The sequence below is a fragment of the Enterobacter sp. KBR-315C3_2022 genome, from assembly GCF_041399425.1.
GTDB lineage: Bacteria > Pseudomonadota > Gammaproteobacteria > Enterobacterales > Enterobacteriaceae > Enterobacter.
The window spans coordinates 387,382-400,985 of record NZ_JBGKEB010000001.1; the positions used below are offsets into that span (position 1 = coordinate 387,382).

Genomic DNA, 13,604 nt, shown 5'->3' on the forward strand with positions numbered 1-13,604 from the left:
ATTTAACTCGTAAAGAAAGACTTCAGGCGGGATGCTACTATGATTTTCGACCGGAGAGAATAGACCGCAGCGCACCGGGAGCACGCTGCGGTGAATATTATCAGTGCTTGTCGTCCTGCGGCATGTGTCGGTAAATATAGACACCGCTCAGGAGCGTAAAGATCAGCGTCAGGGCCGTTAGGCCAAAGACCTTGAAGTTAACCCAGATATTTTGCGGCAGCCAAAACGCAATGTAGATATTGGCGAGGCCGCAGAGAATGAAAAACACCGCCCAGGCGACGTTCAGACGGGACCATACGACCTGCGGCAGGGTCAGCTCTTTGCCCAGCATGCGCTGGATCAGCGGCTTTTTCATCACCCACTGGCTAATCAGCAACGCACCGGCAAACAGGCCGTAAATCACGGTCACTTTCCATTTGATAAATTCATCGTTGTGGAAAAAGAGCGTCAGCCCGCCAAAGACGGCAACGAGGACAAAGGTAATCAGCGCCATCTTTTCGACTTTACGGTAGCGCACCCAGCTGTAAATCAACACGATCGCCGTGGCGACGATCAGCGCCGTTGTCGCGGCATAAATGTCGTACAGCTTGTAAAAAGCAAAGAAGACAACGAGGGGCAAAAAATCAAGAAACTGCTTCATTCTACGATTCCATCTTCTGAGTGGGGCCGGGTGCAGCAGCGCATCCGGCCATCAGGATTACTGACGAAGTAACATATACAGGCGGAACAAGTAGACCAGCAGTACAGCTGAAATCAGGTTGCTCAGCGTATTTGCGACCACAGCTCCAACGTTTGGCGTCAGCACGGCAAAGTTCGGGGCAAACAGCAGCAAAAGGGTTTTAGCCAGCAGCCAGCCGATCACGGCGGGCGCTACCAGACGCATATTAGACCACGCCAGCCTCATGCTGCTACGCATCGCGGTAAAAATGCCCATTTTCTCCTGCACAACCATCACCGGCGCGAAGGAGAGGACGATGGCAAGCAGCACGCCCGGAACAACGACCAGCATGATCCCCATCTGCACCATCAGGGTGGTTAAGAAAATGAGGATAAACAGCTTAGGCAGCACGGGGGCACTCGCACCGATTGCCCGCAGGGCGCTCACGCGGTGCCCGGCGGAGACGAGCTGGATCATCAGCAGCACGCCTCCGGCCAGAATGGCGTTACCAATCAGGCCTGAGAAGGTCGATGCGGCAGAGGCCCGCAGCAGGATCTGCTGCTGTTCCGGCGTCATATTCTGCACCAGCTCGAACAGCCCCGCGCTTCCTGCCAGATGATCGCCCTGGCTCAGGCTGGCGATCTGTTCATCGCTCGGCGAGAAGGCATGACCCAGCACCACCGTGATAAAGGCGCATAGCAATGCGATCAGTAAAAACGTAACGAACTGATTGCGGAAAAAGTTTCCCGTGTCACGGTAGACAGACTGCGCCGTGATAGACATGCACTCTCCTTGAGTATTGCAGGTGTAAATTAGCCGGCAATTGTACACCGGATATCGCGCCGGTGGCAGCATCAAGGCTTGTATGGAAAAGCATATCTTTGTAAAGCGCCGGTAATGGGCTGCTCGAAAAACAATCGCCACCCCGTTTTCGTCATCTCGCTATGCCCATTTTGATGATGATTGGGTGCAAAAATTGATATAGAGACAACTTTTGCGCTTCGAATGAGTCACCAAAAATTAACTCAGATCAATGAATGTTAAGTTACTGGTTTTAATGTGATCTGTGTAGGATCACTTATTACTTAATTGTGAGTATATTCACCCCGCGAATAAAACCACAACGATGGAGCGGGATATGAAAAAATTAGCGGTGGCAGCCCTTGTTCTTAGCAGTCTCTCTGGCGGCGCGTACGCGCATGAAGCGGGTGAATTTTTCATCCGTGCGGGTTCGGCAACGGTGCGTCCAACGGAAGGGTCCGATAACGTGCTGGGGCTAGGGGGCTTTAACGTCAGCAACAATACCCAGCTGGGATTAACCTTCACCTATATGGCAACGGACAACATCGGCGTCGAGCTTCTGGCCGCAACGCCGTTCCGCCACCGTGTGGGCACCGGTCCAACCGGCGATATCGCCACGGTTCACCAGCTGCCGCCTACGCTGATGGCGCAGTGGTACTTTGGCGACGCCAACAGCAAAGCACGCCCTTACGTGGGCGCAGGGGTGAATTACACCACCTTCTTTGACGAAAAATTCAACGACACGGGCAAAGCGGCAGGTCTCTCAGATTTAAGCCTGAAAGATTCCTGGGGCGTGGCGGGACAGGTTGGTCTGGATTATCTGATTAACCGCGACTGGCTGCTGAATATGTCCGTCTGGTATATGGATATTGACACCGACGTGCGCTTTAAGGCGGGCGGCGAACAGCAAAGCATCAGCACGCGTCTGGACCCATGGGTATTTATGTTCTCCGCGGGCTACCGTTTCTGACAGGTTAAACGACGCATCAATATAAAGCTGGTTACCAGGTAACCGGCTTTTTTTTGCAGTAAACTCCCTCCGCCAATTCGGCAAAAAAAGACAAACCCAATACGGAAGTTTCTTATAAAGTTATTACTATATTGATCGTTGTCTTCGCGATAACCCTTTTTCAGCGAGCGTGTCATCAACCCACAATACCGGAGGGAATTAACTCAATGACGAGGCTGCCAACGTTCTCACTCTCATTTTTGCATCCGCGCTACTGGCCGCTGTGGCTGGGCATATTTCTGCTGCGTTGCGTGGTCTTGCTTCCTTATCCGGTATTACTGTGGCTCGGATCATCGCTCGGGAAATTAGCCATGAGGCTATTACCGCGCCGCGTTGCCATTGCCCAGAGAAATATAGAACTTTGCTTCCGCGAGCTTTCTGCAGAACAGCGCGAGGTGCTGCTTAAGAAAAATTTTGAGTCCGTGGGCATGGGCGTTATTGAAACGGGCATTGCCTGGTTCTGGCCGGACCGACGGGTCAGAAAGTGGTTCACGGTGACGGGCTACGACCACATGGAGAAGGCGCGAGCCGCGCAAAACGGCGTTCTGCTGATCGGCATGCATTTTCTTACTCTGGAGCTCGGGGCGCGTATTTTCGGCATGCTCAATCCGGGCGTCGGGGTTTATCGTCCGAATAACAACGCGCTTTTCGACTGGCTGCAAACCCGCGGACGCCTGCGCTCCAATAAAACGATGCTCGACCGTTACGACCTGAAGGGCATGATCCGCGCCCTCAAGCAGGATGAAATTGTCTGGTACGCGCCCGATCACGATTACGGCCCAAAAAATAGCGTCTTCGTTCCCTTCTTTAATATGCCTGAAACGGCGACAACCGCAGGCAGCTATATGCTGGTGAGAAGCGCGCGCCCGGCGGTAATACCGTTTGTTCCGCGCCGTCGCGCGGACGGAAAGGGCTATGAGCTGATTATTATGGAGGATATCGGTCCACGGCTGTATGACGAAAATAAAGAGACGGTGGCGCATCGTATGAATCAGGCCATTGAAGCGGCGATCCGTCTCGCGCCGGAGCAATATATGTGGCTGCACCGTCGATTTAAAACGCGTCCGGACGGTAAACCTTCAGTTTATGATAAGCGGAGCGTTAGCCATTCGACCGAAGAGGTGTATTAAGCGCGCCAGCGGAAAGAAAAAACGGGTCATTGCGACCCGTTTTTTTATTTCTGAATAAGATAGCGAATGGTTGGCCCATCCTGCTGAATATCCAGCACCGTATAGCCGTGGTTTTTAGCGTCCAGAGGAATGTTATTGATGGACTGCGGGCAGTCGCTCACCACCTCCAGTATTTCGCCTTTCTTCAGCTGCGGCAGCGCTTCGAGCGTCGCCACGGCCGGATACGGACAAGGTTCGCCGACCATGTCGAGCCGATAGTCCGGTACGATCTCTTTCATACAATAGTCTCCTGCGTTTCCGCGCGAGGGGTTGAGCGGCGGAAGAAGCGTTTTTCCTGTGCGACAACCAGTAAAAATGCCGCCAGCAGCAGGGCGTAGGTCACAATCAGGCCGCCGAGCGGGCCAAAGGTGCTCAGCAGGTTAACCTTATCCCAGCTCGTCGCCAGCGCGGGGGATACGTCATCCCAGTAGTAGGCCAGCAGCGTTGAGCCGATCACGTTGCCAAGGCCCACCCACCAGTAATGCACCTGGCCCTCTACGGCGCGGTACATCCAGCCCGTTTCGCAGCCCCCGGCCAGCACGATGCCAAAGCCAAACAGCAGGCCGCCGATAACCGCATTGGGGCCCGCCCACATGATTTTAGGCTCAACCCCAAGCTGCACGTAGCTGAATATGCCGATGGCGCTCACCGCCATCCCGGCAATAATCGCTTTCGCCATCATCGTGCGCCCGGTGATCCACATATCGCGAAACGCGGAGGTAAAGCAGATTTGCGCCCGCTCAATCAGCAGGCCAAAGCCCACGCCGAAGAGCATCGCCAGGCCGAGCTTCGGCTGGTTCAGCGCGGTGCACAGCGCCCAGGCCACCATGGCGAAAAAGACCAGCATGCCGAGGCGAAAGCGACGGCGCGCCTGATTGGGTTTCTGCGTGAGCGGAGAGGCGGCGCTCACTTTGGTCATTTTTACCGGAATGCGGAACAGCGGCAGAAGCGTAAACTTCGCGCCAAAGTATGAGCCAATGGCCGTCGCCACGGCAAAGAACCAGGCGTGCAGGGAAAACTGCGGGATCCCGGTAAAGAACGCCGCCAGGTTACAGCCCATCGCCAGACGCGCGCCAAAGCCCGCGATGATGCCGCCGACAACGGCCTGCATAATGCGGATCCGGCTTTTCGGCATGCGGATTTTGACATTATTCGCCCACAGCGCGGCGGCAAAACAGCCGCCGAACATGCCGATAATCATCATCCCGTCGATGCGGGTTAGCGGCGTGCCGTCAAGATGAATGAGCTTGTAGTATCCCCACTCTTCGGCATGAACGCCGGCAAGCTGCAGCAGCTGTCCGCCCCAGCGGGTAAATTCGCCGGTAACGGCCCAGAAGGTGCCGGTGATGCCGAAATAATAGGTGGAGAGAATACCGGCGGCGATAACGGCCGGAACGGGGGACCAGAACTTAACGAGGTAAGCCTGTTTAAAGTGGTGCCATGACATGTGTAAGCCTCTGAACTCAGAAGGGGTTACCGAAAGGAAACCGGATCATACCCTTACAGAAAGGTTTGAAAAGTCATTCACACCGAAAATATCGACGGGATCAATTTTGCACTAACCCTTTAGGGCAGGCGAAAGAAGAAGGGGAACCGTCTGGCAGCGGCGCCAGACGGTAATCAGATTACGCCTTACGCGTTGCGGCCTTCATGGCGCTGACGAACGCTTTTAGTTCAGTCAGCATCTGCTCCGGCCTGTCGACGTTTTTCTCGATGATTTTCACAATCGCGGAGCCGGAAATGGCCCCGGCCGCGTTTGCTTCAATCGCCGCGGTGACCTGCTCAGGAGAAGAGATGCCGAAGCCCTGCAGCGGCGGGGCCGCATGATATTCAGCCAGCTTTTCAACCAGGTGATGCAGCGGCAGCGCGGCCTTGTTCTCTGCCCCGGTGACCCCGGCGCGCGAAAGCAGGTAGGTATACCCGCGGCCGTGCGAGGCGATCTGGCGCAGCAGCTCGTCGTCGGCGTTAGGCGGGCAGATAAAAATAGGCGCAACGCCGTGGCGCATGGCCGCCTGGCGGAACGGGGCAGACTCTTCAACCGGCACGTCGGCCACCAGCACGGAGTCAACGCCCACGCGCGCGCACTCGGCGTAAAATTCATCAATGCCGCGGTTGAACACCAGGTTGGCGTACATCAGCAGGCCGATAGGGATCGTCGGGTGCTTCTGGCGGATCGCCGCCAGCATTTCAAAACACTGGGTCGGCGTCACGCCCGCGGCAAACGCGCGCAGGGTGGCATTCTGAATGGTCGGGCCGTCCGCCAGCGGATCGGAGAACGGAATGCCCAGCTCCAGCGCGTCGGCTCCGGCTTCAATCAGGGCGTCGATAATTTTCAGCGACTGCTCCGGGCCCGGATCGCCCAGCGTAACGAAGGGGACGAACGCGCCTTCCCGGCGGGCCTTCAGCTCTGCAAATGCGTTATCGTAGCGTTCCATCAGATTTCCCCTCGTGCTTTCAAAATATCGTGAACGGTGAAGATATCTTTGTCACCGCGACCGGAAAGGTTAACCACCAGCAGCTGCTCTTTTTCCGGGTTTTCTTTCATCATCTTCAGGGCGTGCGCCAGCGCGTGCGAGGACTCCAGCGCCGGGATGATCCCTTCATGGCGTGACAGCGTTTTAAAGGCTTCCAGCGCCTCGTCATCGGTAATCGAGACATACTCGGCGCGCCCAATGCTGTTCAGGTGCGCGTGCTGCGGCCCCACGGACGGGAAGTCCAGCCCGGCGGAAATGGAGTAGGATTCCTCGATTTGGCCTTCGTCGGTCTGCATCATCGGCGACTTCATGCCGAAGTAAATCCCAACGCGACCGTGCTTCAGCGGCGCGCCGTGCTCGCCGGATTCAATGCCGTGTCCGGCAGGCTCAACGCCGATCAGCCCCACGCGGGCGTCGTCGATGAAGTCAGCGAACATGCCGATGGCGTTAGAACCGCCGCCGACGCAGGCGATGACCGCGTCCGGAAGACGCCCCTCTTTTTCGAGAATTTGCGCCTTCGTCTCTTCGCCAATCATGCGCTGGAACTCGCGCACGATGGTCGGGAACGGATGTGGCCCCGCTGCGGTACCGAGCATATAGTGCGCGGTGTCGTAGCTGCCGGACCAGTCGCGGAGCGCCTCGTTGCAGGCATCCTTCAGCGTGGCCGAACCGCTGTGTACCGGGATCACTTCCGCACCCATCAGGCGCATGCGGAAGACGTTCGGAGACTGGCGCTCAACGTCCTTCGCGCCCATGTATATGCGGCACTTCAGGCCGAGCAGGGCGCTCGCCAGCGCCGAGGCCACGCCGTGCTGGCCCGCGCCGGTTTCGGCGATGATTTCGGTTTTGCCCATGCGTTTTGCGAGCAGCGCCTGGCCCAGCACCTGGTTCGTTTTGTGCGCGCCGCCGTGCAGCAGGTCTTCACGCTTGAGGTACAGCGTGGTGTTGGTGCCTTCGGTCAGGTTGCGGCATTTGGTCAGCGCCGTCGGGCGGCCCGCGTAGTTTTTCAGCAGGTCGGTAAATTCAGCCTGGAACGCCGGATCTTTCTGCGCGCTCACAAACGCTTCTTCCAGCTGGCGCAGCGCGGGCATCAGTATTTGCGGAACGTACATCCCGCCGAACTCGCCAAAATACGGGTTTAGTAATGTCGTCATCTTCTCTTCCTTAATATGCACGCAGAGTTTTAAAGACCGAGGCCAGCTTGCTGGCATCTTTAATGCCCGGCTGGGACTCTACGCCTGAATTGAAATCGAGGCCCGCGCAGCCGGCTTTTGCCGCTTCTACGCAGTTGTCCGGGCTCAGGCCGCCCGCAAGTAAAACGTTGTCGAGCGCTTCGCCGCTCAGCAGCGACCAGTCAAACCGCTGTCCGGTGCCGCCCTGGCCGTTATCGAGCACGTATTTATCGACGTGGTTCAGGTTGCGCGGCGGCAGGGAGCCGCTTACGCTCTGCGCCTTCCAGATCTGCACCTGAGGCGCCAGTACGGCGCGCAGGGCGTCGATGTAGGCCTGATCCTCGCTGCCGTGAAGCTGCACCGCGCTCAGGGTTAGCGCCTCGGCTTTCGCGGCCACGTCAGCAACATCCGCATTGCGGAAAACGCCAACGTAGCGAAGCGGTGCCCCCGCGATGACCTGACGCGCCTGTTCTGGCGTCACGAAGCGCGGCGAGCTTTCAACAAAAATCAGCCCGCCATAAATCGCGCCCGCTTCATACGCGGCCAGCGCATCCTGCTCGCGGGTTAAGCCGCACACTTTGTTTTCACCCAACAGCACGCGGCGCACCGCGGCGTTGAGATCGTCATGCTCCATCATCGCGGAGCCGATCAGGAAGCCGTTCGCAAAGTGGCTCAGCTCGCGGACCTGGGCGTAGCTGTTAATCCCCGACTCGCTGATCACCGTGACGCCCGGCCCCAGGCGCGGCGCCAGCTGGCGGGTGCGGTTGAGGTCAATGGACAGATCGCGCAGGTCGCGGTTGTTGATGCCGACCACTTTAGCCTCCAGCGCAATCGCGCGCTCAAGCTCTTCGTCGTTGCTTACCTCGGTCAGCACGCCCATGTTCAGGCTGTGCGCGACCGCAGCAAGCTGGCGATACTGTTCGTCGTCGAGCACCGACAGCATCAGCAGGCAGGCGTCGGCCTGGTAAAAGCGCGCCAGCCAAATCTGATACGGGTCGATAATAAAGTCTTTACACAGGATCGGCTGCGGCGCGATGCCGCTGACGATCGGCAGAAAGTCGAAGCTGCCCTGGAAGTATTTCTCATCCGTCAGCACGGAAATGGCCGATGCATGATGCTTATAAATACCGGCAATACGCGCCGGGTCGAAATCGTCGCGGATGACGCCTTTAGACGGAGAGGCTTTTTTGCACTCCAGAATAAACGCGGTGCGCGCGCCCTGCAGGGCATCATAGAAGCGACGGCTGCTCGGCACGACGTCGTTCTGAAAGCCAGCCAGCGGCTGCTGCGCCTTGCGGGCTTCCACCCAGATGGCCTTATCGGCAACGATTTTCGCTAAAACGGTCTGCATGTTTTACCCTCTTGCCGCAAGCGCGGTAACGCGGTCGTAAGCTGCACCGGAGCGCAGCACGTCCAGAACTTTTTGAGCGTTGATCTTCAGATCTTCCTCACCGTGTAAACGCATCAGCATGGCAACGTTGGCCGCCACGGCGGCCTCGTGGGCGGCCTCTCCTTTACCTTGTAATAAGCGCGTCAGAATGTCACGGTTTTCTTCCGGCGTGCCGCCCGCCAGCGCTTCCTGACGATACGGCGTCAGGCCGAAGTCGGCTGCCTCAAGCTGATAGTTAAAAATTTCACCGTCGCGCAGTTCCGCCACCACGGTAGGCGCGTGCAGGGATACTTCGTCCATGCCGCCGCTGTGGACCACCGCGGCGCGCTGGTAGCCCAGCACGCGCAGGGTTTCGGCAATCGGCAGCACCAGCTCCGGGCTGTAAACGCCGATCAGCGCCAGCGGCGGATGCGCCGGGTTAATCAGCGGGCCGAGCACGTTAAACAGCGTGCGGGTTTTAAGCTGCTGGCGAACCGGCATCGCGTGGCGGAAACCGGTGTGGTATTTCGGCGCAAACAGGAAGCACACGCCCAGGTCGTCCAGCGCTTCGCGCGAGCGTTCGGCCTGCATGTCCAGGTTGATGCCAAACGCGGCCAGCAGATCCGATGAGCCCGAACGGCTGGAGACGCTGCGGTTGCCGTGCTTCGCCACCTTCAGGCCGCACGCCGCCGCGACGAACGCGCTGGCGGTAGAGATATTGATGCTGTTGCTGCCGTCGCCGCCGGTGCCGACGATGTCGGCAAACTGATAGTCCGGGCGCGGGAACGGGGCCGCGTTTTCCAGCAGGGCGGTGGCGGCTCCGGCGATCTCCTGCGGGCTTTCGCCGCGCACCTTCATGCTCACCAGCGCCGCGGCGAGCTGCTCAGGCTTAAGCTCGCCGCGCACCACGGCGGAGAAGAGCTGGTGGCTCTCCTGCTGGCTCAGGGTCTGCGCCTGATACAGTTTTTCCAGAATCGGCTGCAGGGTGTTGGTCTGCTCAAGCTTTTGCAGCGCCCAGTCGAGCGTTTGCTCCAGCAGGCGCGCGCCGTTAGAGGTCAGAATCGACTCCGGATGGAACTGCATGCCGCAGACGCGATCCGCGTCTTGACGCACCGCCATCACCATGCCTTCGAACGAGGCGTTGATGGTTAGGCCCGCCGGGATATTGCTGCCGACCAATGAGTGATAGCGCGCGACCGGCAGCGGGTTTGGCAGCCCGGCAAACATCGCCTGGCCGTCATGTTCAATGCTGGACGCTTTCCCGTGCAGGATCTCGCCCGCCTGGCCGACGTAGCCGCCGTAGGCTTCGACGATCGCCTGATGCCCGAGGCAGATGCCGATAATCGGCAGCTTGCCGCGCATGCGGGTCAGCAGCTCCGGCATGCAGCCCGCTTCGCTCGGCGCGCCGGGGCCAGGGGAGAGCATCAGCACCGGGTTTTGCATCGTGCCGAGACGCTCGATCAGCGTTTGCGCCGGAACATGGTTACGATAGATAACGACGTTGTGGCCATTCGCGCGCAGCTGATCTGCCAGGTTGTAGGTAAAGGAGTCGATATTATCGAGCAGCAGAATGTCAGCCATCAGAAAATCTCCTGTGCGTGATGGGCGGTAGCAATGGCGCGGAGCACCGCGCGAGCCTTACTGCGCGTTTCGTCAGCTTCAGACTGCGGAACAGAATCGAGAACCACGCCGGCCCCCGCCTGAACGGTGGCAATGCCGTCTTCCACGTAGGCGGAGCGGATCACAATGCAGGTGTCCAGATCGCCGTGCGCGGTGAAGTACCCCACGGCGCCGCCGTAGCTGCCGCGTCGGCGGCCTTCGGCTTCTGCAATCAGCTGCATCGCGCGGACCTTCGGCGCGCCGCTCAGGGTGCCCATGTTCATGCAGGCGCGGTAGGCGTGCAGCACGTCGAGGTCACTGCGCAGCTCGCCGACCACGCGGGAGACGAGGTGCATCACGAAGGAGTAGCGGTCAACTTTGGTTAGGTCGGCCACGTAGCGGCTGCCGGGGGTGCAAATACGCGCCAGATCGTTACGGGCCAGGTCAACGAGCATCAGGTGTTCGGACAGTTCCTTGTGGTCGGTACGCATTTCCAGCTCGATGCGGCTGTCGAGATCGCGATCGAGCGTGCCGTCGGCGCGGCGGCCGCGCGGGCGCGTTCCGGCAATCGGGTAGATTTCAATCTGGCGGCTGGCGGCATCGTACTTCAGCGAGCTTTCCGGCGACGCGCCGAACAGCGTGAAGTCGTTGTCCTGCATAAAGAACATGTACGGGCTCGGGTTGCTCTTTTTAAGCACGTCATAGGCCGCCAGCGGCGACGGGCAGGGCAGAGAAAAGCGGCGGGACGGGACTACCTGGAAAATCTCCCCGGCGCGAATCGCTTTTTGCATCTGGCGCACCACGGCACCAAAGTGGTCGTCGCTCTGGTTCACGTCGCACTGCATGTGCTCGACGCGCTGAACCGGCAGCGCGGGCGGCGCCTCGGTCATCTGCTGCTGCAACTGGGCAATGCGGTGCTCCAGGCGCTGCTTTTCGCCAGCATTCGGGGTGAACAGGCTGGCCTGGATGCGGGTGTATTTTTTCTGATGGTCGATCACCAGCAGGGTTTCCGCCAGGTAGAAGCAGTAGTCCGGGCAGCGGTTGCCCTGTTCCGTTTCCGGCAGTGCTTCGAAGCCTGCGACCAGGTCATAGGCAAACAGCCCGCCGAAGAACATCGCTTCACGCTCATTTTCCGGCACGTTGACCAGGTTTTGCAGCAGGCGGAAGGCGTCGAACACGGACAGAGAGCAGAGGCGCGCGTCTTCGTCTAAAAGCTGGCTGACCGGCGGGAAATGCAGGATACGCATCTCCGGGTGGCGTTCATTCTCAATGCCAGCAGGCAGGGCGGCGTCCAGCAGCGGCAGCAGGGCGGCGCCGTTGTCTGACAGCGCCTTAATAGTGACGGTGTCACCTAAAGCGGTGATGCGCAGCGCGCTGTCGACCAGCAGCAGGCTCTTGAGATCGTCTTTGCTGTCGATATCAGCCGATTCCAGCAGCAGGGTGGCCGGACGCGCGCCGCAGACCTGATGAAACAGCGCGGTGGGGTTGTGGCGATAGACCGCCTCGCAGGTCAGCAGTTCGAGGTGAGGTTTGGCTGTTTGCATTATGTTGTTCTCGTTTTCTGTTCAAAAAAAAGCCCGCTGGGTAGCGGGCTGGGTATCTGTTTGCTGTTCGCAGACGCGTGACACTGCCCGATAATCAGGAAGTGCGCCACCAACCGTGCAGGGTGCGATATGCCGTCATTTTCAGATACCTCTCTCGTGTGAACTTGCGTACTAGTTAACTAGTTCGATGGCGTATTGTCAACCCTTGATTTCAGAATTTCGCCTTAAGTCGTTACTATAGGGTCTTTGGCTATCTCCAACCTGCTATAGGACGTGCTTTGAGCGACAACACTTACGCCGTGATTTATGATTTACACAGCCATACTCAGGCTTCTGACGGCCTGCTTACGCCCGAAGCGCTGGTGCACCGTGCTGTAGAAATGCGCGTTGGCACGCTGGCGATAACCGATCACGATACGACAGACGCCATCCCCGGGGCTCGCGCGGAGATTGCCCGCAGCGGCATTGCGCTGAACCTGATTTCCGGCGTCGAGATTTCGACCGTCTGGGAAAACCACGAGATTCATATCGTTGGGCTGAACATTGATATCGAACATCCGGCGATGCGCGCCTTTTTGCAGGAGCAAAAAACGCGCCGCAACCAGCGCGCGGAGATGATCGGCGAACGCCTCGAAAAAGCGCACATTCCGGGCGCGCTGGCGGGAGCACATAAGCTTGCGAACGGCGGGGCGGTGACCCGCGGCCATTTTGCCCGCTTTCTGGTTGCCGAAGGCAAGGCAAACACCATGGCGGACGTCTTTAAAAAATATCTGGCGCGCGGGAAAACCGGTTACGTCCCGCCGCAGTGGTGTACAATAAAACAAGCTATTGATGTCATTCATCATTCTGGCGGGAAGGCGGTGCTGGCCCACCCTGGGCGGTATAATCTTTCTGCTAAATGGCTGAAAAGGCTGCTGGCACACTTTGCCGAATGCGGCGGCGAGGCGATGGAAGTCTCACAGTGCCAGCAGGCTCCCAATGAGCGAACGCAGCTTGCCACCTATGCGCGCCAGTTTGGTTTACTGGCGTCGCAGGGCTCTGATTTTCATCAGCCCTGCGCGTGGATTGAGCTGGGGCGCAAGCTTTGGCTTCCCGCGGGCGTGGAACCCGTCTGGCAGCTCTGGGAACAGCCGCAGCAAATTGAAGAGAGGGAAGTATGAGTCAGTTTTTCTATATCCATCCGGATAATCCGCAGCCGCGTTTGATTAACCAGGCGGTGGAGATCGTGCGTAAGGGCGGCGTGATCGTCTACCCAACCGATTCCGGCTACGCGCTGGGCTGCAAAATCGAAGATAAAGGGGCGATGGAGCGCATCTGCCGCATTCGCCAGCTGCCGGACGGGCATAATTTCACCCTGATGTGCCGCGATCTCTCCGAGCTCTCCACCTATGCGTATGTCGATAACGTGGCGTTTCGCCTGATCAAAAACAACACGCCCGGCAACTACACCTTCATCCTGAAAGGGACGAAAGAGGTGCCGCGCCGCCTGCTGCAAGAAAAACGTAAAACCATCGGGATGCGCGTGCCGTCAAACCCGATTGCGCAGGCGCTGCTGGAAACGCTGGGCGAGCCGATGCTCTCCACCTCCCTGATGCTGCCGGGCAGCGAGTTTACCGAGTCCGATCCGGAAGAGATCAAAGATCGTCTGGAGAAGCATGTAGAGCTGATTATCCACGGCGGCTATCTTGGGCAGCAGCCGACCACGGTTGTGGATTTGACCGAAGACGCGCCTGAAGTGATCCGCGAAGGCGTGGGTGATGTTAAGCCTTTCTTGTAAGGGTGTAAGCAGCTATACTACGCGGCCATCAA

Annotated in this window: 13 protein-coding genes, 1 pseudogene and 1 other annotated feature; of the genes and pseudogenes, 4 read left to right on the plus strand and 10 right to left on the minus strand. The window is 58.5% G+C overall.

From position 1 onward, the window contains the following. Positions 1–100: 100 nt before the first annotated feature. The 3 genes and pseudogenes from AB8804_RS01970 to AB8804_RS01980 all read right to left on the minus strand — a co-directional run. Positions 101–640, minus strand: a complete 540-nt coding sequence (locus tag AB8804_RS01970; RefSeq protein ID WP_371182462.1) for a septation protein A — start codon at positions 638–640, stop codon at positions 101–103. A 57-nt stretch (positions 641–697) separates the two neighbouring features. Then, positions 698–1,441 (minus strand): YciC family protein, encoded by a 744-nt coding sequence (locus tag AB8804_RS01975; RefSeq protein ID WP_371182464.1) that lies wholly within the window; start codon positions 1,439–1,441, stop codon positions 698–700. Positions 1,442–1,469: 28 nt separating this feature from the next. Then, positions 1,470–1,556: pseudogene (locus AB8804_RS01980) on the minus strand (YkgJ family cysteine cluster protein); the annotation flags it as partial. A 240-nt stretch (positions 1,557–1,796) separates the two neighbouring features. Between AB8804_RS01980 and ompW the strand changes: the two are divergent. Both ompW and AB8804_RS01990 read left to right on the plus strand, forming a co-directional pair. Next, positions 1,797–2,429, plus strand: a complete 633-nt coding sequence (gene ompW / locus AB8804_RS01985) for an outer membrane protein OmpW (RefSeq protein WP_371182466.1) — start codon at positions 1,797–1,799, stop codon at positions 2,427–2,429. A gap of 206 nt (positions 2,430–2,635) precedes the next feature. Then, positions 2,636–3,598: a Kdo(2)-lipid IV(A) acyltransferase gene (locus tag AB8804_RS01990; RefSeq protein ID WP_371182468.1), complete on the plus strand. Its 963-nt coding sequence runs from the start codon at positions 2,636–2,638 to the stop codon at positions 3,596–3,598. Positions 3,599–3,642: 44 nt separating this feature from the next. On the opposite strand, the gene yedF is transcribed toward AB8804_RS01990, so the two are convergent. The 7 genes from yedF to AB8804_RS02025 form a co-directional block, all read right to left on the minus strand. Further along, positions 3,643–3,876 carry a sulfurtransferase-like selenium metabolism protein YedF gene (gene yedF, locus AB8804_RS01995; RefSeq protein ID WP_003856774.1) on the minus strand — a complete coding sequence of 78 codons (234 nt, stop codon included), beginning with the start codon at positions 3,874–3,876 and terminating at the stop codon, positions 3,643–3,645. Continuing rightward, complete coding sequence (gene yedE / locus AB8804_RS02000) at positions 3,873–5,084, minus strand: selenium metabolism membrane protein YedE/FdhT (RefSeq protein WP_371182476.1); 1,212 nt, start codon at positions 5,082–5,084, stop codon at positions 3,873–3,875. Before yedE ends, yedF begins: the two co-directional genes overlap by 4 nt. Before the next feature lie 178 nt (positions 5,085–5,262). Next, complete coding sequence (gene trpA / locus AB8804_RS02005; protein WP_371182478.1) at positions 5,263–6,072, minus strand: tryptophan synthase subunit alpha; 810 nt, start codon at positions 6,070–6,072, stop codon at positions 5,263–5,265. Continuing rightward, positions 6,072–7,265: a tryptophan synthase subunit beta gene (gene trpB, locus AB8804_RS02010; protein WP_371182480.1), complete on the minus strand. Its 1,194-nt coding sequence runs from the start codon at positions 7,263–7,265 to the stop codon at positions 6,072–6,074. Before trpB ends, trpA begins: the two co-directional genes overlap by 1 nt. A 10-nt stretch (positions 7,266–7,275) precedes the next feature. Further along, on the minus strand, positions 7,276–8,634 hold the full coding sequence (gene trpCF, locus AB8804_RS02015; RefSeq protein WP_371182482.1) for a bifunctional indole-3-glycerol-phosphate synthase TrpC/phosphoribosylanthranilate isomerase TrpF: 1,359 nt from the start codon (positions 8,632–8,634) through the stop codon (positions 7,276–7,278). A 3-nt stretch (positions 8,635–8,637) separates the two neighbouring features. Beyond that, positions 8,638–10,233, minus strand: coding sequence for a bifunctional anthranilate synthase glutamate amidotransferase component TrpG/anthranilate phosphoribosyltransferase TrpD (gene trpD / locus AB8804_RS02020; RefSeq protein WP_371182484.1), 1,596 nt, complete (start codon positions 10,231–10,233; stop codon positions 8,638–8,640). Further along, positions 10,233–11,795 (minus strand): anthranilate synthase component 1, encoded by a 1,563-nt coding sequence (locus AB8804_RS02025; RefSeq protein WP_371182486.1) that lies wholly within the window; start codon positions 11,793–11,795, stop codon positions 10,233–10,235. Before AB8804_RS02025 ends, trpD begins: the two co-directional genes overlap by 1 nt. A gap of 23 nt (positions 11,796–11,818) precedes the next feature. Beyond that, positions 11,819–11,913 (minus strand) — a sequence feature (Trp leader region). 160 nt (positions 11,914–12,073) lie between these two features. Between AB8804_RS02025 and rnm the strand changes: the two genes are divergently transcribed. After that, on the plus strand, positions 12,074–12,955 hold the full coding sequence (rnm, locus tag AB8804_RS02030; protein WP_371182488.1) for an RNase AM: 882 nt from the start codon (positions 12,074–12,076) through the stop codon (positions 12,953–12,955). Further along, a complete protein-coding gene (locus AB8804_RS02035; protein ID WP_297120784.1) occupies positions 12,952–13,572 on the plus strand; it encodes an L-threonylcarbamoyladenylate synthase in 621 nt (206 codons plus the stop codon). The genes rnm and AB8804_RS02035 overlap by 4 nt, the downstream gene beginning before the upstream one ends. Positions 13,573–13,604: the final 32 nt, after the last annotated feature.